This is a genomic window from Amycolatopsis nalaikhensis (assembly GCF_030264295.1).
Taxonomy (GTDB): Bacteria; Actinomycetota; Actinomycetes; order Mycobacteriales; family Pseudonocardiaceae; genus Amycolatopsis; species Amycolatopsis nalaikhensis.
On sequence record NZ_CP127173.1, the window covers coordinates 3217791 to 3240684 of the forward strand.

Below are 22894 nucleotides of genomic sequence, written 5' to 3' on the forward strand. Positions count from 1 at the left end.
CGACGAAAGTAGTTGTTACGAATCGTTGCATCTTTGTCTTCCTCCTCCTCACTTGTTCGGGGGACTATGCCACGACTGTTCAAGCACAAAGGGGACTCAGGGTGACCAAGACCCACAGATCCAAGGCCGCGCTGACGGCGGCCGTCGCGTCGGGCCTGGTGCTCGGTGGCGTGGCCGCACCGGCCGCGCTGGCGGCGCCGAGCGCCGACGCGGTCATCGCCGAGGTCTACGGCGGTGGCGGCAACTCCGGCGCCACGTTGACCAACGACTTCGTCGAGCTCGCCAACCACGGTACTGGGGCCACGAGCCTCGACGGCTTCAGCGTCCAGTACCTGCCCGGCTCGCCGAGCGCGTCCAGCACCTGGCAGGTGACGCAGCTGGCCGGAAGCGTCGCGCCCGGCGGGCGCTACCTCGTGGCCGAGGGCAAGGGTTCGGGCGGCACCGTCGCGCTGCCGACGCCGGACGCGACCGGCGCGATCGCGATGTCGGCCACCGCCGGCACGGTCGCCCTCGTGTCGGGCACCTCCCCGCTGACCTGCAAGACCGCCGCGGACTGCGCGGCCGACGCGCGGATCAAGGACCTCGTCGGCTTCGGCACGGCGACCGTGCGCGAAGGCAACCCGACCGCCGCGCCGTCGAACACGAACTCCGTCGCGCGCGGCACCGCCCTCGCCGACACCGACGACAACGCCGCCGACTTCACCGCCGGCGAGCCGACGCCGACCAACAGCAAGGGCGAGAGCACCGGCGGCGACCAGGGCCCGGCGCCCGTCCCGGCGAAGATCCACGAAATCCAGGGCACCACGCGCATTTCGCCCTTCAAGGACCAGAAGGTCGGCGACGTCACCGGCGTCGTCACCGCGACCAGGACGTTCGGTTCGTCGCGCGGCTTCTGGCTCACCGACCCGAACCCGGACAGCGACCCGCGCACCAGCGAAGGCCTGTTCGTCTTCACCGGTTCGACGAGCCCGGCCGTCGCCGTCGGGGACGCGGTCACCGCGACCGGCACCGTCCGCGAGTTCTACCCGGACGCGCCCGCGACGTCGAACTACCAGTCGCTCACCGAGCTGGCGAGTGCACAGTGGACGGTCGGCTCGCACGGCAACGCCCTGCCCGCGCCGACGGTGCTGAACCCGGACACCGTGCCGACGACGTACGCGCCGTCGCCCGGCGGGAACATCGAGCCGCTCGCCCTCGAGCCGTCGAAGTACGCGCTCGACTTCTGGGAGGCGCACGAGAGCGAGATCGTCTCGATCAGCGACGCCCGCGTGGTCGGCCCGTCGAACTCGTTCAACGAGCTGTACGTGACGTCGAAGCCGGACCAGCACCGCTCCGTTCGCGGCGGCAGCGTCTACCTGGGCTACGACCAGCTCAACAGCGGTGTCATGAAGGTGTCGTCGCTGATCCCGTTCGCCGAGTGGCCGTTCCCCAAGCTCAACGTCGGTGACGTGCTGACCGGGACGACGTCCGGGCCGGTGGAGTACAGCAACTTCGGCGGTTACACGCTGTTCGCCAGCGTGCTCGGCACCGAAAAGGACAACGGGCTGCAGGCGGAGTCCACGCGCAAGCAGCGTTCCGGTGAGCTGGCCGTGGCGACGTACAACGTCGAGAACCTGTCCCCTGTGGACACCCAGGCGAAGTTCGACCGCCTCGCCGACGCGATCGTCACGCACCTCGCGACGCCGGACATCGTGAACCTGGAAGAGATCCAGGACAACAACGGGCCGACCAACGACACGGTGGTGGCGGCCGACCAGACGTTGCAGCGGTTCACCGACGCGATCGTCGCGAAGGGCGGCCCGCGGTACGAGTGGCGCGAGATCGACCCGGTCGACGACGCCGACGGCGGCCAGCCGGGCGGGAACATCCGCGTGGCGTTCCTGTTCAACCCGGCGCGAGTGTCCTTCGTGGACCGTCCGGGCGGGACGCCGACGACGGCGGTCGACGTGGTCCGCGAACACGGCAAGGCGCACCTGACGGCGTCGCCCGGCCGCGTGGACCCGCAGAACGAAGCGTGGGAGGACAGCCGCAAGCCGCTGGCCGGCGAGTTCGTCTTCAAGGGCCGCACGGTGTTCGTGATCGCCAACCACTTCAACTCCAAGGGCGGCGACCAGCCGACGCACGGCCGCTTCCAGCCGCCGACGCGCAGTTCGGAGGTGCAGCGGGCGAAGCAGGCGACGGTGCTGCGCGGGTTCGTCGACTCGCTGCTGGCGGCCGACGGCCACGCGAACATCGTGGTGGCGGGCGACCTGAACGACTACCCGTTCTCGCCGGCGGTCCAGACGCTGACGGCGGGTGGCGCGCTGAAGGACCTGATCGCGTCGGTGCCGGAAGCCGAGCGGTACAGCTACGTGTTCGAGGGGCAGTCGCAGGTGCTGGACCACATCCTGGCGTCGCAGGCGCCGCGCGGGGTGGACTACGACGTGGTCCACATCAACGCGGAGTTCGCCGACCAGGCCAGTGACCACGACCCGCAGGTGGTCCGGTTCCGGCCGAGTTACGGCAACGCGATCCAGGACGGGCTCGGCGACCTGTTCGACTACCTGGAGCAGGTGTTCGGGCGGTAGTTCGCGCGGTTCGGGAGGCCACCATCGGGATGACCCGATGGTGGCCTTTCTCGTGCCGACTCCTTCGGGTGACGATGAAACCGCGGAGCGTTGACGGCCGTCTTAGGTTGGACAGGGGAGGGTGAGATGGACGGATACGCGGTGAAGGTCGACGAGCTGGGCAAGCTCATCGGCGACCTCGACACGGCGGCGAGCCGGATGGCGGACGCGAACAAGAAGCTGGGCGGAGGCGGGGCGTTCGGCTCGTTGGGGACGGCCGAGCTGGGCAAGGCGGGCGTCGAGTTCGAGGAGGCCTGGGGGTTCGGGATCAAGCGTCTCGGCGAGGCGGCTTCGGGGATCACGGAGCGGCTGAAGGAGGCGAAGCAGAAGTACGAGCGGATCGAGGCCCAGTTCAGTGGGGAGCTGGGGAAGTTCGGCTCGGCGGTGCTGGGGGATGGGCCTCCGGGCGGGCCGGGACCGGTCGGTGGGTCTCCGGGTGACGGGCCGGTCGGCGGCGGCGTCACGGGCGGGATGCCGGGCATCAACGACCTGGCCGAGGGCGATGACCGGCCGGTCGGTGGCGGCATCACGGGCGGCATGCCGGGCATCAACGAACAAGCCGACGGCGGCATCACCGACATCCTGGACGGACGCGACCGATGAGCACGCGCGACTTCCCGGCGCTGGGCTTCGACCCGGCGCCCGGCGACCTCGACGGCATCACCGACCTGGCGGGCAAGTACCGAGCGGTGAGCAACGACCTCACGGAGGCCGACGACTCGCTGCGCCGGATCGTCCGCAAGCAGGGCATCTGGCAGGGCGAGGCGAGCGAGGCGTTCGCCCGCCGCATCGGCCCGCTGCCGCAGTACCTGGAGGGTGCGGCGAGGTCGATGGGCCAGGCGGCGGACGCGCTCGAGAGGTGGTCCCAGGACCTGGGTGACCTGCAGAAACGGGCAGCGGACCTGGAAGCCCGAGCGGAAGCGGCGGCCAAGGCGGCGGAGCAGGCCCGAGCGAACCCGGACTTCGCGCTGGCGAACCGGACGTTCCCGGACCAGCAGTCGTTGCAGATAGCCCAGAGGCTGCTGGACAACGCGGGCCAGCAGCTCCAGTCGGCGATCGAGGGCTGCCAGAACATCCAGGACGCGGCGAAGCAGCTGCAGCAGGAGCACGGGGAGGCGGCGGGCCGGGTCGCGGAAGCGCTGCGGAAGGCGAAGGAGCTGGCCCCGGACGAGCCGGACCTGCTGGACAAGCTGGAGGACGCGGTCGGCGGAGCGTTTGTCGACTTGTCGAACACGATCGCCGACGGGGTCGACCAGGCGTGGAACTTCGTCCAGGACCACGCGGAGCTGTTGTCGAAGGTCTCGGACGTGATGGGTGACATGGGCAATGCTCTCGGGTTCATCGGGGAGTTCCTTCCCGAGCCTGCGGGAGCAATGGTCGGAGCTGTGGCGACCGGAATGGGAGTGGGCGCGTTGGCCGGTCATGCCACGGCTGCGCTGGCGGGTGCCGACGTGGCTCCCGAGACACTGATCTTCGACGGGGTCGGTGCGGTGACTTCGCTGGTCGGCACGTTCGCCCCGCCAGGTGTCGGAGGCGCGATGAAGGGCATCGGGTACGGCGCGTTCGGAGCCCAGTTCCAGGCCGACGCCGGTGCCCGCATGATCGGCACCGAATTCGAGGGGCCGATCGGCGACTTCCTGAATTACTGGGTGCCCAAGGATCCAGGTCAGGCAGTGGCGGCCGTCAGCTCGATCTTCACCGGGCCAGCACCGTGGGCGGCGGTCGCGTTGGGCAACGCCACCGAGGCGGGTGTCCAGGCCGACAACGCGCCGGAGCGTCGGCGTGAGCGGGCGGAAGACGAGGTGTGGAACTGATGCCGCTGCAGATCGACCTGCCGCCCGGGTTCGCGGGGATGCCGGTGGGCACCGACGACAAGATGAACCGCGGCCACGCCTGGACCATCGCCGAAAACCTGGCCGCCGGGGCCGGGAAGTCCGTCGAGGAGTTCGGCAGCTACCTGATGGCCCTGGTCCCGACCATGCAGGCCAACGGCATCCGGGTCTTCGGCAAGTTCGCGGTGGGCACGCGCAAGGGAGACGTCGCGACCCTGACGCTGGGTGTGGTGCAGTGGCCGGAGACGGCGCCTGGCAGCCGTGACGCCCTGGTGGCGGCGATGGCCGAGCAGTACCGGAGCCGCCACAAGCGCGCCGTGGTGCAGCCGGTCCGCCTCCCGATCGGCCCGGCGATCGTCGCCATCAGCGGGGGCGAGTTCCACCTGCCCGAACGGGACGTCCGGACCCAGATCAAGGCGGAGTACCAGATCCCCCTGCCGGACGGCCGGTCCGTGGTGATCCTGTCGGTGGTCGCGGAGTCGGAGGACGCCTGGCCCGCGGTAGCCGAGGCGACGGCGAAGGTGGCTTGGAGCCTCCGCAGCGGGGAAACGTCGTGATCAGCACGGTGGCTGCCGGTTCGGGCGACGACCCGGCGCGGGTGATGTTCCTGGTGCTGATGGGCTTGGTGGTCGTCGGCGGTCTGACGTTGACCATCGTCCGCGCGATGCGTTCGAGAAAGCCGCGCGAGAAGCAGATCGCGCGCTTGGTCGCGGAGCTCGACGGCCGGAGCCGCGTGTACCTCCGGATGATGGAGGTCGGCCTGGATCACCGAGATCTGCTGCAGGTGGCGCAGAGCCGCGGCTACAGCCTGGTCGTGCACCAAGTCGGCAAGTACTACGAGTTCGTCTACTCGCCGCAGCAGCCCGGGAGATCGGTGCCATGGGCGATCTGAACCTCGCCGGGTCCAAATTCAACGGTACTGACGCCGAGTACTTCGGGACACTGGCCGTCGTCGGGGGGATCGTCCTCGTGGTCCTCGCCGTGGTCCTCGTCGTCAAACGCCGGCTCGACAAGAACCGGCGTGACGCCGTTCAGCAACTGGCGCGGCAGCTCGACGGCCGCCCGATCGTGTACGTGCCGTACGCCGATTGTCCGCTGCCCGTTCCCGAGGTTTCGAGTACGGCTCACGCCCGGGGCTACGCCATGACCCCGAACGCGGCGGCGTTGCGGTACGAGTTCGCCTACGTGGCGAGTAGGCCGGGGCCGTGGCCGACCTGAACTGATGGATTCATGCGACACCTGAGGAGACCATGAACAACGCACAGCTGATCGAGGAAATGCGCTGGCAGCTCAAGCAGATCGAAGACCGCAAAGCCGAGAACCAGCGCATCCTCGCGGGCATAGCCGGGAGCGACCACACCACGGTGGTCTCGCCGGACCGGTCCGTCACCGTCATCGCCGGACCAGGCGGTGTCGTCAGCGAAGTCCGCCTCGCCCCCGAAGCCATGCGATACGACGCCATCACCCTCAGCCGCACAATCACGGCCGCGATCCGTGAAGCCGTGTCCGCCGGGCGGCCGCTCACCCCACAACAACCAACACCGAAACCACAACCCCAGCGCAGGCCAGCTCCCACCGACGACGAAGAGCCCTACGACACCGTGTTCGACATTTAGGCAGGCGGCTCTTCCCGCTTCGCAGCCGCCCGCTTGGCACGCCAGCCCAATCCCAGCACCGCCTGGACCAGCTCCTGGTAGCTCGGCTTGACCTCCTCGAGGTACCGCTCGAGATAAGCCGCCCGGGCGGTGGGCACCGGGCGAGGGTCGTCCCCCGGCGGGAGCCAGCTCAAGCCCTGGATGTTGTGCAGCGCCATCTTCCACCAGCGCGTTGCCCGCTCGGCCGCGCGTTCTTCACGCTCGGCCGCCGCCGCTATCGCGTTCTTGGCCTCCTCGATCTCCGCCTCCAACGCCTCGGCGCGCGCCAGCTCCCACTCGCGCAAGTTCTCCGCCGAGCCTCGGGACAGGGCGATGATCTCCTTGTACCGCATCGCCGCGGTGGCGCCGTCGTCGGTCATCGGTCGTTCTCCGGACGCTGGAACGGGATGATCACTTCGGGTGCTCCGTGGGTCGTCCGGTCGAAGAACAACGCGCGGCCCGGCCGCGGCGACCAGTGCACCACCTGGCCCGCCGCGAACGGCGCCAGCTCGTTGCCCTGCACGTCGAGCGCCGCCCACGTGCCGATGTCGTCCGTGCCCGCGAAGCCCAGCGTGTCCTTCAACCTCGCGATGCTTCGCCACCAGCCGATCGTGTGGATGCCGTGGCCCGGGCCCTGCTTCAACACCACGCGCAGGTGGTCCAAGCCGCTCTTCAGCTGGCCCACCGCCTTCGCCTCCAACGTCGGCAGCGCCGCGTCGACCCCGTACAGCAGCAGGATCTTCGCGCCGCCGGACATCGCGCTCGTCATCGACTCCAATGTGGACGTCAGGTCGTCCACCAGCGACGCCTCGTGGCCCTCGCGACGCAGGCGGTCCGCCAGCTCCAACGCCGCCGGTGCGCACGCCTCGATCGCGCATCCCAGCACGAACTCGACCTCGCCCGGGTCGTACTGGCGGGCCAGGGACCGCGCCGAGGAGTCCATGATGGACAGTACCTCGGCCGTCGCCGAGCCGAGGACCGCGATGTTGCGGCCCGGGGCCCACGACAGGTCCACGCCGCACGCTGCCTCGTCCACGTCGATCGACTGGCCCAGCAGCGCCCTCGGCTTCGAGTTCGGCTTCAGATCGAGGAACGCGGGGAACTGTTCCAGGATCGGCGAATGCGCACCGTCGAACAAGCGCGGGCGCGGGAAGCGGCCCGCGTACTCCTCCCACAGCCGGTGCTGCAGCCGGACGAACACGTTCTTGCTGCTCGCGTCCGGGATGTGGGCCAGCTGGTTGCCGTGCGCGATGCCGGAGTCGTGGTTGATCACCGCGTGCCACTTCGGCGCCGACACCGCCGCGTTGTTCGTCTCGGCCAGCACGCGCCGCGCCTTCGGCATCGCGATCCGCAGCGTGCACTGCTCGAACACCGCCGGCTTGCCCCAGAACGCCTCGATCCCGGCGACGTCCTGGCTGGCCAGCACCATGTGGATGCCTTGCGACCGGCCGCGTCGGGCGATGTCTTCCAGCAGCTGCGTCGCCGTCGACGTCACCTGGTCGCGACCCGCGAACAGGTACTGGAACTCGTCGATCACCGCGACGATCCGCGGCCAGTGCCCGCCGGGGTCGGCTTCGCGCAGGTCGGCCAGGTTCGTGACCTCGTGCTCCTTGGCGGCCGCGGATCGGCGGCGCAGCTCGTCGGCCAGGAACCGCAGCAGCGCCAGGCCGAACTCGCGGTCGGTGTTGACGTTGACGCCGACCAGCCGCGCGTGCGGCAGCCAGCTCGCGTCCTTGCGCCCCGGCGCGAGCCCGGCGAACGAGACGCCTTCCTTGAAGTCCAGCAGGTACAGCGCCAGCTCGTCCGGCGTGTACCGCGCCGCCAGACTGCCGAGCAGCGCGTACAGGAAGTTCGTCTTGCCCGATCCGGACGGCCCGCCGATCAGCGCGTGCGGGCTCGCGTCGCCGATCACGACCTCGACCGGCTCGCCCTCGAAGAACCCGACGGGCGCACGCAGTTCCCGTGCGGAGCTTTCGTGACCGATCTCGGCCGGCAGCAGGTCGTCGAACGACCGCGGCCCGCCCTGCTTCGCGATCAGCGCCTTCGCGATCTTGTCGACGGCGCGGATCACCTGCCCGGACGGCATCGCCGGATCGAGGTCGACGACCAGGTCGGTGCCGGTCATGCTGCTGATCGCGTGGCGTTCGTCGAGCAGGCTCACCGTCTCGACCGGCGCGCTCACCGCCGTCGGCACGTCGACCATGATCAGGCAGATCCCGGCGGCCAGCGCGCCGCTCGCGACGCGCTTGAGGTCGCGGGCGCGTTCGGGTTCGAGGGTTTCCCCGTTGCCGTACAGCACGACGACGCGGTACGGCTCGCCCCGCTGCCCGGTCTTCGCCCGCATTTCGCGCAGGGACGTGTATCCGGCGGACATGCAGCTGGCGTGGATGCGGCGGATGTGCCCGGCCAGCTCGTCGAGGAGGTCCTCGAGGCGGCCGGGGTCGTACAGCGACAGCGCGCTGGTGTGGCTGAGCGGGTAGAGGTCGGGCAGGATCGCGGTCAGCTGCCCGATGTCCCACAGGTGCACGCGCACGGCGCCCGGCTCGAACGTCGAAAGCACGCGGACCAGCAGGTTCTGCACGATGCCGTCGATGACCGGCCGCGTCTTGGGCGCCGACGTGATCGCCAGGTGCGACTCGTCGAGCAACGGGACCGCGACGTCGAACGTGCGGGTGGGGTCGTTGCCGGCGGCCGTGGCGGTGCCGACGCGCCACAGCCCGGGCGACGTCATCCCGGGGTTGTGGCCGACGCGGCCGAGCCAGTCTCCCGGCGGCAGCCCGGCCGGGCCGGGTGCGTTCTGCGCGACGAGCTCGCGCAGCGTCGCCGGACCTTGGCTCCAGTCCGTGTAGAACGTGCTGCGGACGCTGCCGAGCGCGCCGAACACCTCGTGCGCGGCGGGGTGGCGGGACCACTCGTTCTGCTGCTCGGCGCTGGCGTGGTTCATGCCGACGCGCACGATGTCGCGCTCCAGCTCGAGTTTGGCCAGGTCGGCCTCGGCGGCTTGCCGGGCCCCGGCCGCCGCGCCCAGCACCAGCCCGATCTGATGGCGGACCCGGTCGAGTGCGGTTTCGACGCGGTTGCGTTGCTCGGCTGACTTGTTGGCCATCGGCGTCCCCAAAAAGGTGTCCCTGGAAGGATTACAGGCGGGCCCGGTAGCCGCTCACCAAGTCCTCGGCCGTGCCCAGGCGGTCGAGGAGCTGGTCCAGCCCCTCGCCGGCCTGCGCGTACTGCGAAGGAAGCCAGGGATCGGCCTTGGCCTGGGCGTCCACGAGAGCTTGCCGGGCTTCCCCGAGCAGGCTTGTGGCCCGCTCGGAGTGGGCTCGCGCGTCGGCGAGCCCGGCCACGACGGCGGTGAGCAGCTGGTGGAGTTCGGAGAGCGTCATCCGGCTAGAGACGCGCCGAGTAGGAGTCGGCGGAGGAAATGCTGGCTTGGATGGTGCTCTGCATCCCGCTGATGTCGTGCAGGGCCTGGGCGAGCAGGCCGTGCGCCTGGCTCACCTCGTGCTGGCTGCTGCCCTGCGTCGCCTGGGCGAGCGACTGCTGAGCTTCTTCGAGAGACTGCGCTGCTTGCTGAAGGGCGGCGATGCCTGCGGACGCCTTTTCGTTGGCGAGTGCGATGCCAGCGCGGATCTCTTCGACTCCGGCCATCGGGCCTCTACTCCTTGAAATCAGGTGGTGGTACGGCTGCGGATTCCATTGAAACAGATCCAGCGACTCAGCGTGATCATCTGACTTTGCCGAGTGATCGCGGGTCCGGAATCAGCAAGGCCCCGGACGTGGGAACGTCCGGGGCCGGGCCGATCACGGTCTGTGCGGGGGTCGTCCCGGCACCAGTACCGCACACTGACGTCGCTGGCCAGCGCTACCCCAGGTCAGAGCGGTTTTCGTGCCACTGCTGGCCTTTCTTGAAGGGGCGGGCGAGGTTGGGGTGGAGACTAGCGCGGTCGGAGTAGCGGGCTGCGCTCAGCCCTGCTCGTAACTCCCTGTCGATGTGCGGAAAACGTCACGATGGAAGCGATTTCACATTTTGGCCAGGCGAAACTGCCAGCCGAGCATCGCCGGCACGCCCCGCGCGGCCGCCCGGGCGGCGTCCGGCACGAGGGCGGCGAGGCTCCACGGCCACAGCTCCCATGGCCCTGGCTCGGTCGCGGCGGGCGCCGGATCCTTCGGCGGCGCGCAAGGTTCTTCGCAGCGGAGCACGGTGAGCCCGGCGGCGAGCGCGGCCCGCACGTAGTCGCCGACGAGGTGGCGGTACGAGACCAGCCGTCCGGGCCGCCCGTCCGGTCCGCGCAGCGGCGGGATCGAGCCGCGCGCGACGGCCTCGGGGTGGACGTCGCAGACGACGACGTGCCCGCCGGGGCGCAGGACGCGCGCGAACTCCGCGAACACCGGCCGCAGATCGGCGACGTGCGTCAGGGCGAGCCCGCAGGCGACGAGGTCGACGGCGGCGTCGCCGAGCGGCAGCCGGGCCAGGTCGCCGAGCCGGAACTCGGCGCCGGGCACCCGTTCGCGGGCCCGCGCGAGCATCCCGGACGAGCTGTCGACGCCGACGACCCGGTGGCCGAGCCGGGCGAGGCTCCCGGCGTAGCGGCCGGTGCCGCACGCGGCGTCGAGCGCGTCACCCGGCGGCAGCCCGCCGACGATCTCCTCGAGAAGTGGTTCATCGAGCGCGAAGGCGGCGTTGCCGGGCCGGTCGTAGGTCTCGGCCCAGAGGTCGTAGCCGGGCACGGAGTCCAGCCGGTCGGTTTCGACGCCGTGGGCGAGGGAGTCGTCGTCGAGGAGGCGGCGGACCTCGGCGAGCCGCGCTTCGACGAATTCGCGGTCGTGCTCCCCGGTGAACGCGCGCAGGAGGGCGAGGCCTTCGACGCCGAGCAGGTAGGCCAGCGGGTGCTCGTAGCTCACGCCGCGGACGTTAGGGCCGGGATTCGGGTCGGGCCACCGGTTTTCCGGCCGGAACGACGAAACGCCGGGCGGTGGGCCCGGCGTTTCGCCTGCTAGAAGCGCGGAGGATACAGGATTCGAACCTGCGAGGGCGTGAACCCAACACGCTTTCCAAGTCTGCACACGGCCGTACGCGGGGGTCCGGGCAGTCGTAAGCCGCAGGTCAGAGCGTTGCGCGTCCTACGGCGTACACCGGCGGACCGGGGCGAATGAGACTAGAACTGAGACTAGGCCACAAGCCGTGAGCGGCCCTGAGAGCGCGCGGAGCGCTATGGCCGGTCAACCCCAGGCCACGTGGCAGCCGGGCCCGGCGAGCGGCCCCCTCAGCGCCAATGATCGGTCAGTGCTGCTCGGATGTCGCGCATGTCCTCAACGATCACCGTCGCCCCAGCAGCGGCGAACGCATCCACCTTCCCCGGCTTGTTCGCGTAGCCCACCACAGGTGCGCCGACAGTGTGCGCAACCTCGATGTCCGTCGTCGAGTCGCCGACGAAGACGGTGCCGGAGGCATCCTCCCCTGCCGCATCCAAGGCCGCCCGGAAGGTGTGCGGGTTGGGCTTCATGAGGTCAGGCCGCCCGTAGACCCGGCCAATCAGCGGGGCGACCCTCGACAGGATTCCAACCTTTTCTAGGAACCGCGCCACGGCCACCGCTGAGTTATTGCTGAGGATGCCGACCGATTTTCCCCGGCTAATGGCGGCACTCATCGCCTCAATGCCTCCAGGGGTTGCCGTGGATAGGTCGACCGCTTTTACTTCGGCGGCGATTAACTCGTCTTCGACGACGTGCACGGTCTCGTCGCCGTACTTGACTGCCTCTTGAAGAATTCGAAGGGGATCGTCTGTCCCTACCTTGTCAGCCAAATTGCGCTCAAGGTGCCGGGCCACGCCTGCTGCGGGTAACCGGGCAAAGACGTCGCAAATAGGTCCGTCGAAGTCGAAGAGGATGAGTCTGGCGCTGTGCAGGATTTCCTGCAGTTTTCCTTCTGGCACTAGGACTGCACATCCTTTGCCACCGAGTTCCATACGCTGTCGAACCAGCGCTGTGCTTGCTCCACGTACTGAGTGTCGACGGAGTCCGCGTCTTCCGATTTCGCGTAGTGGAAAAGAATGGCGTCTTTGCCCATCGGGTCGAAAATCTCGACGGGTTGACCGGCGATTGCGACTGAGTGTTGGAGAACCGGGTAGAACCCGAAAAAGGCCTCGGTTTGATTTAGAAGAAATAGCTTGAACAGGGGGGCAGAGTGGTAAGTCCGAACCTGCGCTGTCGCTGACTCGACCAGGCCCAGAGCGGCTAGTTCTTCAACGGTTTCCACGATGCCTTGCGTTGACCGCTGAACGATCCGCTCGGCACGCTTTCGCACGTCCGGAGAATCGACTCCCTCGGGCGCCAATGCCGGAAGGCCAACAGGCTTGGAGAGGTCGGGCAGCAAGATGCGGATCTGCAGGCTGTTCGCTTGAAGGCGGCCGGAGCGGACCTTGTCCAGCGGCTCGCTGATCACGCCATGGAGCGTCTCCCCGGAGAACCCGGCGAAGTCGATGGCCACCGCCCCGCTGTCGAAGATGGCCTCGACGTGGGGCCGGAGTCCTACGGACCGCTCGGTGCGCTGTCGGACGAACGAGCCCTTCCCCTGGCGCGAGACCACCAGACCTTCATCGCGCAGAACGCCGACGGCCTTCTGTGCGGTCATGACGGCGACGCCGTACTGCGACGCCAGCTCGGTGTACGAGGGCAGCCGGTCCCCCGGCTGGTACGCGCCAGTGAGGATTGCCGCCTTCAAGACGGCCGCGACCTGCTGAAACGGGGGGCGGGGGTCGTCCGGGTCGAGTTCATCCATGCCGGAGAGCATAGCGTACTCAGCTAGCCCAACTAGGTGAATCATGATCTAAATCTAGGTCTGCTAGCAGAGTTGGGTTGACTCAACTAGTAGAGCTATGTGAGTCTCTGGTGGTCGCCAACGACAGACCACCAGAAGGGCTTTCAATGAACTCCGCACGAATCACCAACCGTGTCGTCCGAGCGGCCGTTGACGGCGTTCCCGCTGGTCAGGGCTACAGCCCGGACGGCCTCGACGAGTTGGCCATTGACGCGCTGCTCGCCGAGGTCGAGCAGGAGCTGACCGGCGCGATGACCGTGGCCGAGGTCCGTACCCGCCACGCGTTCACCGACACGCAGCACGCCCACCGCACCCGCCGACGCGCCGACCGCGCGGCGCTGCGGGTGCTGCCGGTTCGGCTGGACATCGCTGCCGTGACCCGAGGGGAGGCGGCGTGAGCGGGCAGAACGACTCCGGCGCGTGGCACAGCGAGCTACAGCGTCAGCAGGAAGAGATCCAGCACAAGCAGCGCGAAGACCAGGGAGGCAACCGATGACCGTCCCCGCCGCGACCACCACGCCCGGCCCGTGCAGCAAGGGCAACCCGCCTTGCCCGGGTTGCGGGTGGCCGACCAATGCCAACGGCAATTGCTTCAACAACAACTGCTGGAACGCCAACAGCAAACGTCACGACGGCATCGGCCGATGACCGCCGGGCACGGCCGCCGCGCCGTATCCGCTGCTTCTGACCCCAGCCTGGGCGGCTCGAACCGCCAAGAACGCTCCGACCAGGCCGGGACTCCCCACCACCACGCAGGTAGCTACTCGGAGAGGATTCCCATGGTAGGCACCACCACCGCGCCCGGCGCGGGACAGTACAAGGACATCACCGACCTGATGGCCCAGCGGCCTACGTCGGTCAAGGACTTCCGCTCGGAGCGGGAGTACGTCGCCGTCCGGGTGACATGGCTGTTCGCCATGGCCGACGCTCTGGACGACGCCTGCCTCACGGACGACGCGCAGGACGTCCGCGAAGCCGCGCTCACGCTGGTCCGCGAGTCGGTCGAGCTGGTCTCCGGCGGTGCGGCATGACCGCCCGGGCCGTGCTCAAGCGCCCGATGGACATCCGGCTCACGCACTGTCCCGGCGGGGGCGGCCGCACGCAGGTGACGCTGGTCTACCGGGTGTCGGACCCGTACGCGGTGCAGCTGGACATCCCCGACCACGGCGTGGTCGTGTCCTGGCTGCTGAGCCGGGACCTGCTCGCCGATGGCCTGGACGGTGGGGCCGGACTCGGAGACGTGCGAGTCTCCCCGGTGCTGTTCGACGGCGCCGGGGTCCTGGTGGAGCTGGTCAACCCGGATGGCCCCGGGTCGGTGGTGCTGCGGTTCGCCCGCGCCGACCTCGAACGGTTCCTGGACGACACGGACGCGATGGTCCCGGTCGGAACCGAGGCATCCCGGATCGACTGGGAGCGGGAACTTCGCGCTCTGGCCGGGGGTGAGGCGGCATGAGCGGCAAGACGCTGTCCCCGCGGGCGATTGAGCGGCTGGCGATGCGCCGGTTCACCGACCACACCGGACGGACCTGGAGCAAGGCCACCGCCAAGCAGCGCCGCGACTGGCTGGCCGAGCAGGAACCGGTCATCCGCGCTGAGCACGGCATCGCCCTCGACGCGGTGTGGCACGGCGGGGACTGGCAGGCCCCGGGGCAAGTCGACCTGTTCCCCCTTCACGACGACGCTGCGGAGGTGGCGTGATGAACACGCAGGTGGTGATGGTCCTCGGTGGCCTCGCGCTGGTCGGCGTGTTCGCCGTGTGGCGCTCTGGCCGCAAGTCCGCCGTGAAGGCCCAGAAGGGCGTACGCGAGATCACCCGGATGACCGGCAACACGATTCGCCTGGTCATGGCTACCGCGATCATCACGTTCGTCCAGTGGCTGGTGATCGTGAAGATCCAGAACACCACCGCCACGTGGATCGCGCTGGTCGTCCCGGCGCTGCTGGCCGCCGCCACGATCGTGCGGCTGATGGCCATCACCGAGATCGTCCACACCACCCGGGGAGGCCGTCGATGACCAGCACCGACCTCGCGCCCGCCGACGCCCGGCACCAGCCGCTGACCGACGCGGACAAGCTCGCTCAGGAAGCCGCGACCGCCGCGCAAGTCCGGCGGCTGGCCAACCACCCCGACGTGGTGGCGCTGCGGGTGGAGAAGGTCCGCACGCAGATCGACGCGGTGATCTGGCTCGGGATCTTCCTGGGCCTGGCGTTCACGATGGTCAACGTCCAGAGCTTCGCCGCCGCCGGGGCTGCTACCTGGTCGCTCGGGTGGCTGGCCGGGTGGCTGCTGGACCCGATGGTCTCGTTGGTCCTGGTCGCGGTGCTGCGGGCGGAACAGGTGACCGCCCGGTACCAGGTCGACACCGGCCGGTGGGCACACCGGACGAAGTGGTTCGCGTTCTTAGCCACCTACGTCATGAACACCTGGAAGTCCTGGACGCACTTCGACGTGGCCGGGGTGGTGCTGCACTCGGTTCCGCCGGTGCTGGTGTTCCTCGCGGCGGAGACCGCGCCCGTGCTGCGGGACAAGCTCACCGAAGCCGTCATGGCCGCCGCCGGAACCGCGTTCACCGGGCAGGCGGACCCGGCCGGGAACCAGCCCGTCACCGCCGCCCCCGTTCCGACCGAGCCCGTCACGGGCGAGCCGCCGGCGACCTCGGACCCGACCCGGCCGCGCCGCCGCCCGGCCACCCGCAAGGCCGCCGCCAAGCCCGCCCGGAAGCTGCGCGCGGACTACCTCGCCGAAGCCCGAGCCGCGTGGGCTCCCGGAACCGAGATCACCCCGGCTTGGGTCCGGTCCGTCTGCCCGGAGATCTCGCGTGGCACGAGCAAGAACGTCGCCGACGACCTGACCGCCGAGACCACGGCTCGCCCGGCCGTCGCGCCGGAGCCCGCCGACCAGCCCGCCGCCACCGACGAGAGGGAGGCCGCCTGATGTCCACCGCTGCCGACCACACCCCCGAGTCCGTGAACGGACCTGACCCTGAAAGGCCCCCTACCGTGAACAGCACGCCCGAACCGTTCGAGAACACCCCGGCCGACGCGCCCGTGAACGCCACCGGCGACGGCGCCGTGAACACCGACCCGGCGGCCACCGAGACCGCCACCACGCGGGCCGGGAACGTCGTCCCGATCCGCCCGGACACCGCCCGCACCGCCGACGAGATCCCGGAGCAGGACCGGTTCGCCGACGCCGGAACCGTGTTGGACAGCGCGGACGTCGAGGCCGTCGACGCCAGCGGGCAGGCCGCGCCGCTCAAGCCGGTGGACCCAGCCACGGTGAAGCCGTCGTGGTGGGAGACCGTCTCCGACGCGACCGCCCGCCCGCTGGTGGCCAAGTGGCTCACGTCGGCGGAGGAGTTCCGCTCGCGGGCGCGGTTCCTGGTCCGCTACGCCGCCCACACCTTCGCCTTCCACGCGCTGCGGGTGCCGGTGTACGTGCCGACAGCGCTGCTGCGCGCCCCGGGCGCACTGTGTCGCCTGACGGCCCGCGTCGGGCGGTGGATGTACGACGCGGAGTCCAAGCCAGTGCGGATGAACGCCCGCGACCGCAACGACGCCGACACGTACATGAAGCTGCGCGAGGCACGCAACGAGACCGTGCGCCGCCGCTCCGCTCCGGTCATGGTCGCCATCGTGGTGCTGCTGGCGACGGTGTACCTGTGCTGGACGTTCGTGGCTCCGGTGTGGAACTGGACTCTGCTGCTGGCCACGCTCACCGCCGTGGGCTGGTGGGGCGCGCCGCAGGACAAGCCGGTAGCCGGTCGCGCGGTGGACGCGGTCAAGACGCCCAAGCTCACGTCGGCGATGATCGAGGACGCGTTGTGCTCGCTCGGGATCGGCGGGCTGAACCAGGCCATCGCCAAGGGCAAGCGGATCGAGTTCCCGAACCCGATCGCCCGCGACGGCGACGGCTGGCGCGCCGACATCGACTTGCCGTTGGGTGTCACGGCTGGGGACATCATCGCCAAGCGCCAGGAGCTGTCGTCGGCGCTGCGCCGCCAGATCGGCTGTGTGTGGCCGGAAGGCGACGCGAAAGTCCACGAAGGACGGTTAGTGTTGTGGGTCGGTGACCGCGACATGTCCAAGGCCAAGCAGAAGCCGTGGCCGCTGGCCAAGCCCGGCGCGACGGTCGACCTTTTCAAGCCCCAGCCGTTCGGCACTGACCAGCGCGGCCGTTGGGTCGACGTGACCCTGATGTTCGTGTCCGTGATCATCGGTGCCGTGCCCCGCATGGGCAAGACCGTCACCCTGCGGGAGCTGATGATGATCGCCGCGCTGGACCCGCGTGCGGTGCTCTACAGCTACGACCTCAAGGGCACCGGCGACCTCTCGCCCCTCGCGCCGTGCTCGCACGCCTACGGCGTCGGTGACGAGCCGGACGACGTCGAGCGGATGCTGGTGGAGATGCGGGAGCTGCGCGAGGAGATGCGTCGCCGCACCAAGGTGATCCGCGCGCTGCCGGAGTCCGTCTGCCCGGACAACAAGGTCACCCCGGAGTTGGCTGCCCGCAAGGACTTGCGGCTCGCGCCGATCGTGGTCGGGGTGGACGAGTGCCAGGTGTGGTTTGAGCACGACAAGCACGGCGCGGAATTCGAGGAGATTTGCGTGGACCTGGCCAAGCGCGGCCCGGCCCTGGGGATCATCCTCATCCTGGCCACGCAGCGCCCGGACGCGAAGTCCCTGCCCACCGGCATCTCCGCCAACGCCATCCTGCGGTACTGCCTGAAAGTCCAGGGGCACACGGAGAACGACATGGTGTTGGGCACCGGGCAGCACAAGAACGGTGTGCGGGCAACGATGTTCGCCCGTTCCGACCGGGGCATCGGTTACCTGGTCGGCGAAGGTGACGATGCGAAGATCGTGCGGTCGGTGTACAAGGACGCCACCGACGCCAAGAAGATCGCCGCCGGAGCCCGCGCCCGCCGGGAGGCCATCGGCAACATCACCGGCTACGCCGCCGGGGAGTCCGTCGATGTCGAGGCTGCCCGCCTGGACCCGCTGGCCGACACGCTGTCGGTGTTCGAGCGCGGTGAGGACAAGCTCTGGTCCGACACCATCGTGACCCGGCTGGCCGACCTGCGCCCTAGCCAGTACGGCGGCTGGACCGCGCAGAACCTCGCCACCGCGCTCAAGCCGACCGGCGTCAAGCCGAAGCAGGTGTGGAGCACCGATCCGGCTACGGGCAAGGGGGCCAACCGCAACGGCTACGCCCGCGACGCTCTCATCGCCGCTAAGAACGACGGAGCGTAACCGAACCCCGGGGCTAGGGGCGGTGGCCGTCCTAGACTCCGCCGCCCCTAGACCTAGACCCCTCCTCTAGACCGCCACGGCCTATGTGACCAGCACTCTAGGCCACTAGAACCACCTCGCTCCGACCAGCGAAAACGTCGGGAATCTCGGGCTAGCTGCCAGAACCGCAGGCTCTAGCCCTGGCCGACGACACCCTGAACTCGTCACCTTGTGTGACCGACGTGAGGACCCGTCTTGAGCACGCACACCAGCCCGCAGCCCGACCCGGAACCGCCCGCCGCCGTCGCCATCCCGTTCCCCGAGTACCGAGCCTTGGTGCTCGACGCCGCCGCCTGGCGGCACCTCAACACCAGCCCGCACGTGGCGGACTTGCTCGCCGAGTGGGTCGAGTGGGACCGCCGCCGCACCGCCCGCGAGACCTCGGGCGCGGTGTCGGCCGCCGCCGACTGGCGGGCCATCGCCGCCGCGCCGACCTACGACGAGCTCGCCCGCCGCCGCGCCGTCGCCACCCGCCCGGCACTGACCCCGCAGGAGATCCGCGCGCAGGCCGCCCGCTCGTGGGTGCGCGTCGAGGACTGGATCAGCGCTCGGACCGCTACTGCCGACGCGGCCTGACACCACCGTCCAGAAAGGCCCAGAACGCATGAGCACCAACGACACCATGCCCAACGCCGTCCGACCCGGCGCGACGCTCCTGGATGCACTGAGGGGCGCGCTCACTCGGTACGTGGCCCTGCCCAACCCGGAGACCGCCGACGCCATCGCGTTGTGGATCGCCGCCAGCCACGCGCAACCGGCGTGGGCGCACGCGCCCCGGCTGGTGATCCGCGCGCCGGAAAAGCGCTGCGGGAAGTCCCGGCTGCTCGACATCGTCGAGGCCACGTGCCACAACCCGTTCATCACGGTCAACAGCAGCCCGGCCGCCGTGTACCGGTCGGTTTCCGAGGACCCGCCCACCCTGCTCGTGGACGAAGCGGACACCATCTTTGGGCCGAAGGCCGACGGGAACGAGGACCTGCGCGGGCTGCTCAACGCCGGGCACCAGCGTAATCGCCCAGCTAAGCGCTATGACGCCACCAACCAGCGCGTCGAGTCCATCCCCACGTTCGCCATGGCCGCTCTCGCCGGAATCGGTGCCATGCCCGACACGATCGAGGACCGCGCCGTCATCGCCCGGATGCGTCGTCGGGCGCCCGGCGAAACCGTGGCCCCGTACCGGCATCGCCGGGACCGTCCGGCTCTGCGGACGCTCGCCGACGACCTGTGCGCATGGCTCCGCGCCGACCTGTCCACATTGGAAGCCGCCGAACCGGAGATGCCCGTGGAAGACCGCGCCGCCGACACCTGGGAACCGCTGGTCGTCGTCGCCGACCACGCCGGAGGGTCCTGGGGTGACCGCTCTCGCGCCGCCGTGCTCGCCCTCACCGCCAGCGCCGACGATGACAACGAAGGCTCCGACCGCCAGCGGTTGCTCGCCGACTGCCGCACCGTCTTCGGAGACGAACTCGCCCTGCCGACTGCCGAGCTGCTGCACCGCCTTCGAGCCCTGGAGGAGTCGCCGTGGCGCGAGTACGGCGCGACCGGGCTCACTGCCATGAAGCTCGGGAGCCTGCTCAAGGAGTACGGCATCCGGTCGGACACCATGCGGTTCCCGGGCGCCGGACAGGCCAAGGGCTACCGCCGCGCCGACTTCACGGACTCCTGGGCGCGCTACTGCTCCGACGCGCCCGCCGATTGCGACGGCGAAAAGGCCGCCGGGGGAGCCATCCCGCTCCGCCGGGCGCGGTCGGCCTGACACCCGCCGGGCGGGGTAGCCGTACCAGCCGTACCAGGCTCGTTCCCGCAGCTCAGGGCCGGTACGGCTTCCGCGACCGGTACGGCTCAGGCCGTACCAACGCAACCGCCTTGGTACGGCTCAAGCCGTACCGCCGCACCAAGCCGTACCGCACCTGACCAGGCAAAACGAGGCTGGTACGGCTGGTACGGCTTACCCCCTCGACATCGACCGCGCTCACCTGAGGAGACCGCCATGCGCATGCGCCCACGCCACCTGACGCACGCCACTGAAGGGCTCACCACCAATGACCACCGCCACCGATATCGCTCAGCTCGCCGCCGGTCTCGCGCAGCTCGCCGAACGGCTCGCCACCCGTGACACCGAACCCGCCGCGTCAGCACCGAAGCCAACTCCTCGAGTGCTGCTGACGGTCGAGGAAGCCGCCGACCGGCTCCGCATCGGACGTACGACGGCCTACAGCCTGGTCCGGTCCGGCGCGCTGGAATCCGTCCGGATCGGCCGACTCCGGCGCGTCCACGTGGCCGCCGTCGACAACTACGCCGCCCGCCTGGTCGCCGACTACAGCAGCGAAGCCGCCGCCTGAGGGGAGAACGTCAGTGACAAGGAAGAAGCGTCCCGAGGGCACGCGCGCCCCGAACGGCGCGAGCAGCGTCTACTTCAGCGAAGCGGACGGCCACTGGCACGGCCGCGTGACGGTCGGCCGTAAGGACAACGGGAAACCGGACCGTCGCCACACCATGTCCAAGGATGAAACCAAGGTCCGGAACAAGGTGCGGGAATGGGAGAACGAACGTGACGAAGGACGCGTTCGGAAAGCGGGGCAGAACTGGAACGTCGAGACCTGGCTCATTCACTGGCTGTACGAGATCATGGCCCCGCCGACGATCACCGAGAATGCGTGGGACGCGTACGAGGTGGCGTGCCGGGTTCACCTCATTCCGGGGATCGGCGCACACCGTCTCCAGCGGTCTCACACCGGTGACCGGCTGGAGCCCGATCACCTCGAAAAGCTCTACCGCAAGATGATGCGGGAGGGCTCCGCCGCCGGGCGGGTGCATCAGGTTCACCGCACCATCCGTACCGCGCTCAAGGAAGCCAAGAAGCGCAAAATCATCACCGACAACCCGGCGGAACTGGCCCGTGCCCCGAAGGTCGAGGAACAAGAGTACGAGCCGTACGACGTCGACGAAATTCAGCGCATTCTCGAAACGGCGAACAGGCGACGCAACAGCGCGCGGTGGGCTATTGCCCTGGCGCTGGGTCTTCGGCAGGGGGAAGCCCTCGGAATCCAGTGGGCAGACGTGAACTGGGACCGCTGGGACCGGCCGTGCAAGGCGCATGGGTCCCGGTTCTGCGCCACGTGTTTCGAGCACCACGCGCCCGAAATCGGCGTGCGACGGAACCGGCTCCGGCCGAAGTACAAGCACGGTTGTTCGACGCCGTGCGGCCGCAAATTCGCGGGCTACTGCCCGCAGCGCGTTTCGGCACGGCGGGAGACCGCGCCGACTAAGTCTCGGGCCGGTAAGCGGTACATCGGGCTGCCCAAGCAACTCGCGCTCCTGCTCGTGCGCCACCAGGCGGCCCAGGCCCACGAACGCGCCCTGGCCGCCGACCTCTGGGAGGAGACCGGCTACGTCTTCACCAAGCCAACCGGGCAGCCGCTCGTGCCGAACACCGACTACCACCACTGGAAGGAGCTGCTGCGTGACGCCAAAGTGGGGGAGCGGCGGCTTCACGACGCCCGGCACACCGCCGCGACGGTGCTCCTGCTGCTGGAGGTCCCCGAGCGGACCGTCATGTCCATCATGGGGTGGTCCAGCACGGCCATGGCCGCGAGGTACCAGCACGTGACCGACCGCATCCGCCGAGGTGTGGCCGGTCGGGTCGACGGGCTGCTCTGGGCGCCGCCGGACGACGCGGCAGGCACGGACGACGAGCCCGGGGAAGTGGCCTAACCAGGGGCGAATGAGACTAGAACTGAGACTAAGACGACGAAACGCCGGGCGGCCCGTGAAGGCTGCCCGGCGTTTCGCCTGCTAGAAGCGCGGAGGATACAGGATTCGAACCTGCGAGGGCGTGAACCCAACACGCTTTCCAAGCGTGCGCCTTAGGCCGCTCGGCCAATCCTCCGCAGGAGACGATACCGGATGCCTCAGCCGAGACGTGCAGGTGGGTCAGCGCGTGACGTCGGCCACCACGCACGTGATGTTGTCCGGGCCGCCGCCTTCGTTGGCCAGGCGGATCAACTCCGGGATCGCGTCCGCCGGGTCCTCGATCGCAGCCAGGACGTCGCGCAGGGTGGCTTCGTTGACCGGGCCGCTCAGGCCGTCCGAACACAGCAGGTAGCGGTCGCCTTCTTCCGGCGTGAACGTCCAGATGTCCGGGTCGCCCGATCCCGCCGTCTGCAACGCTTTCATCAGCAACGACCGGCGCGGGTGGGACTCCGCGTCCTCCGCCGCGACGCGGCCGTCTTCGACCAACGCCTGGACCAACGTGTGGTCGCGGGTCAGGCGGCGCAGCGCGCCGTCGCGCAGGAGGTAGCCGCGGGAGTCGCCGATGTGGGCCGCCGCGAACTCGACTCCGTCGAACAGCAACGCCGTCAGCGTCGTGCCCATCCCCGACGTCGTCGGCTCCTGCGTCGCGACCTCCACCAGCCGCTCGTCGATCGACTTGACCACGCCGGCCAGCGTCGCGGCCAGGTCGACGCCCGTGAGGTCGAGCCGCCGCAGGTCGACGTCGAGCTCGCGCAGCACGTCCACCGCGGTCGCGCTGGCGACCTCGCCGTGCGGCTGGCCGCCGATCCCGTCGGCGACGGCCAGCAGGCGGGAACTCGCGTACAGCGAGTCCTCGTTGACCTTGCGGCGCCTGCCGACGTCCGACCCCGCGGCGTACCGCAGGACGTACCGATCGTGTGTCATGTCCCCATGAAAGCATTGGTTGACTGAGTTCACAAG

At 69.5% G+C, this 22894-nt stretch carries 27 protein-coding genes and 1 tRNA gene; 19 read left to right on the forward strand and 9 right to left on the reverse strand.

What is annotated here, in order from left to right; all coding sequences use genetic code 11:
- Window positions 1–101 precede the first annotated feature (101 nt).
- The 7 genes from QP939_RS15955 to QP939_RS15985 all read left to right on the forward strand — a co-directional run bounded on the left by QP939_RS15955 (window position 102) and on the right by QP939_RS15985 (window position 6054).
- The gene (locus tag QP939_RS15955) at window positions 102–2567 is read left to right on the forward strand and encodes a DUF8508 domain-containing protein (protein ID WP_285457559.1); all 2466 of its coding nucleotides are present in this window, start codon (window positions 102–104) and stop codon (window positions 2565–2567) included.
- 126 nt (window positions 2568–2693) lie between these two features.
- Window positions 2694–3209 (forward strand): hypothetical protein, encoded by a 516-nt coding sequence (locus QP939_RS15960; RefSeq protein ID WP_285457560.1) that lies wholly within the window; start codon window positions 2694–2696, stop codon window positions 3207–3209.
- Window positions 3206–4420, forward strand: a complete 1215-nt coding sequence (locus QP939_RS15965) for a WXG100 family type VII secretion target (RefSeq protein ID WP_285457561.1) — start codon at window positions 3206–3208, stop codon at window positions 4418–4420. Before QP939_RS15960 ends, QP939_RS15965 begins: the two co-directional genes overlap by 4 nt.
- Window positions 4420–4995 carry a hypothetical protein gene (locus tag QP939_RS15970; RefSeq protein ID WP_285457562.1) on the forward strand — a complete coding sequence of 192 codons (576 nt, stop codon included), beginning with the start codon at window positions 4420–4422 and terminating at the stop codon, window positions 4993–4995. The genes QP939_RS15965 and QP939_RS15970 overlap by 1 nt, the downstream gene beginning before the upstream one ends.
- Window positions 4992–5330, forward strand: coding sequence for a hypothetical protein (locus tag QP939_RS15975; protein ID WP_285457563.1), 339 nt, complete (start codon window positions 4992–4994; stop codon window positions 5328–5330). Before QP939_RS15970 ends, QP939_RS15975 begins: the two co-directional genes overlap by 4 nt.
- On the forward strand, window positions 5318–5656 hold the full coding sequence (locus tag QP939_RS15980) for a hypothetical protein (protein WP_285457564.1): 339 nt from the start codon (window positions 5318–5320) through the stop codon (window positions 5654–5656). The genes QP939_RS15975 and QP939_RS15980 overlap by 13 nt, the downstream gene beginning before the upstream one ends.
- A 32-nt stretch (window positions 5657–5688) precedes the next feature.
- Window positions 5689–6054: a YbaB/EbfC family nucleoid-associated protein gene (locus QP939_RS15985; RefSeq protein ID WP_285457565.1), complete on the forward strand. Its 366-nt coding sequence runs from the start codon at window positions 5689–5691 to the stop codon at window positions 6052–6054.
- Here the strand turns inward: QP939_RS15985 and QP939_RS15990 are convergent.
- From QP939_RS15990 to QP939_RS16020, 7 genes are all read right to left on the reverse strand, one after another.
- The gene (locus QP939_RS15990) at window positions 6051–6452 is read right to left on the reverse strand and encodes a hypothetical protein (RefSeq protein ID WP_285457566.1); all 402 of its coding nucleotides are present in this window, start codon (window positions 6450–6452) and stop codon (window positions 6051–6053) included. The two genes, QP939_RS15985 and QP939_RS15990, sit on opposite strands and share 4 nt — an antisense overlap.
- The gene (locus QP939_RS15995; protein WP_285457567.1) at window positions 6449–9178 is read right to left on the reverse strand and encodes an FtsK/SpoIIIE domain-containing protein; all 2730 of its coding nucleotides are present in this window, start codon (window positions 9176–9178) and stop codon (window positions 6449–6451) included. The genes QP939_RS15990 and QP939_RS15995 overlap by 4 nt, the downstream gene beginning before the upstream one ends.
- 31 nt (window positions 9179–9209) lie before the next feature.
- Window positions 9210–9455 (reverse strand): hypothetical protein, encoded by a 246-nt coding sequence (locus tag QP939_RS16000; RefSeq protein WP_285457568.1) that lies wholly within the window; start codon window positions 9453–9455, stop codon window positions 9210–9212.
- Between the two features lie 4 nt (window positions 9456–9459).
- A complete protein-coding gene (locus tag QP939_RS16005; protein WP_285457569.1) occupies window positions 9460–9720 on the reverse strand; it encodes a hypothetical protein in 261 nt (86 codons plus the stop codon).
- 372 nt (window positions 9721–10092) lie between these two features.
- Window positions 10093–10974 carry a class I SAM-dependent methyltransferase gene (locus tag QP939_RS16010; RefSeq protein ID WP_285457570.1) on the reverse strand — a complete coding sequence of 294 codons (882 nt, stop codon included), beginning with the start codon at window positions 10972–10974 and terminating at the stop codon, window positions 10093–10095.
- 362 nt (window positions 10975–11336) lie between these two features.
- Complete coding sequence (locus tag QP939_RS16015) at window positions 11337–12005, reverse strand: HAD family hydrolase (RefSeq protein WP_285457571.1); 669 nt, start codon at window positions 12003–12005, stop codon at window positions 11337–11339.
- Window positions 12005–12850: a GntR family transcriptional regulator gene (locus tag QP939_RS16020; protein WP_285457572.1), complete on the reverse strand. Its 846-nt coding sequence runs from the start codon at window positions 12848–12850 to the stop codon at window positions 12005–12007. The genes QP939_RS16015 and QP939_RS16020 overlap by 1 nt, the downstream gene beginning before the upstream one ends.
- A gap of 146 nt (window positions 12851–12996) precedes the next feature.
- Between QP939_RS16020 and QP939_RS16025 the strand changes: the two genes are divergently transcribed.
- From QP939_RS16025 to QP939_RS16080, 12 genes are all read left to right on the forward strand, one after another.
- Entirely contained in the window at window positions 12997–13287 is a 291-nt protein-coding gene (locus tag QP939_RS16025; RefSeq protein ID WP_285457573.1) for a hypothetical protein, read from the forward strand.
- Between the two features lie 94 nt (window positions 13288–13381).
- Window positions 13382–13537 (forward strand): hypothetical protein, encoded by a 156-nt coding sequence (locus QP939_RS16030; RefSeq protein WP_285457574.1) that lies wholly within the window; start codon window positions 13382–13384, stop codon window positions 13535–13537.
- 131 nt (window positions 13538–13668) lie between these two features.
- Entirely contained in the window at window positions 13669–13920 is a 252-nt protein-coding gene (locus QP939_RS16035; RefSeq protein ID WP_285457575.1) for a hypothetical protein, read from the forward strand.
- Window positions 13917–14342: an SsgA family sporulation/cell division regulator gene (locus QP939_RS16040; protein ID WP_285457576.1), complete on the forward strand. Its 426-nt coding sequence runs from the start codon at window positions 13917–13919 to the stop codon at window positions 14340–14342. Before QP939_RS16035 ends, QP939_RS16040 begins: the two co-directional genes overlap by 4 nt.
- Complete coding sequence (locus QP939_RS16045) at window positions 14339–14587, forward strand: hypothetical protein (protein WP_285457577.1); 249 nt, start codon at window positions 14339–14341, stop codon at window positions 14585–14587. The genes QP939_RS16040 and QP939_RS16045 overlap by 4 nt, the downstream gene beginning before the upstream one ends.
- Entirely contained in the window at window positions 14587–14904 is a 318-nt protein-coding gene (locus QP939_RS16050; RefSeq protein WP_285457578.1) for a hypothetical protein, read from the forward strand. The genes QP939_RS16045 and QP939_RS16050 overlap by 1 nt, the downstream gene beginning before the upstream one ends.
- Window positions 14901–15824, forward strand: a complete 924-nt coding sequence (locus QP939_RS16055; RefSeq protein WP_285457579.1) for a hypothetical protein — start codon at window positions 14901–14903, stop codon at window positions 15822–15824. The genes QP939_RS16050 and QP939_RS16055 overlap by 4 nt, the downstream gene beginning before the upstream one ends.
- A gap of 65 nt (window positions 15825–15889) precedes the next feature.
- Window positions 15890–18142: an FtsK/SpoIIIE domain-containing protein gene (locus QP939_RS16060; RefSeq protein WP_285457580.1), complete on the forward strand. Its 2253-nt coding sequence runs from the start codon at window positions 15890–15892 to the stop codon at window positions 18140–18142.
- A 234-nt stretch (window positions 18143–18376) separates the two neighbouring features.
- Complete coding sequence (locus QP939_RS16065; RefSeq protein ID WP_285457581.1) at window positions 18377–18757, forward strand: hypothetical protein; 381 nt, start codon at window positions 18377–18379, stop codon at window positions 18755–18757.
- 28 nt (window positions 18758–18785) lie between these two features.
- The gene (locus tag QP939_RS16070) at window positions 18786–19937 is read left to right on the forward strand and encodes a DUF3631 domain-containing protein (RefSeq protein WP_285457582.1); all 1152 of its coding nucleotides are present in this window, start codon (window positions 18786–18788) and stop codon (window positions 19935–19937) included.
- 286 nt (window positions 19938–20223) lie between these two features.
- Window positions 20224–20523, forward strand: a complete 300-nt coding sequence (locus QP939_RS16075) for a helix-turn-helix domain-containing protein (RefSeq protein ID WP_285457583.1) — start codon at window positions 20224–20226, stop codon at window positions 20521–20523.
- Between the two features lie 13 nt (window positions 20524–20536).
- Window positions 20537–21895: a tyrosine-type recombinase/integrase gene (locus QP939_RS16080; protein ID WP_285457584.1), complete on the forward strand. Its 1359-nt coding sequence runs from the start codon at window positions 20537–20539 to the stop codon at window positions 21893–21895.
- Between the two features lie 90 nt (window positions 21896–21985).
- Here the strand turns inward: QP939_RS16080 and QP939_RS16085 are convergent.
- Window positions 21986–22070: transfer RNA gene (locus QP939_RS16085), tRNA-Ser, on the reverse strand.
- A 44-nt stretch (window positions 22071–22114) separates the two neighbouring features.
- Window positions 22115–22858 (reverse strand): PP2C family protein-serine/threonine phosphatase, encoded by a 744-nt coding sequence (locus QP939_RS16090; RefSeq protein ID WP_285457585.1) that lies wholly within the window; start codon window positions 22856–22858, stop codon window positions 22115–22117.
- Between the last annotated feature and the right edge of the window lie 36 nt (window positions 22859–22894).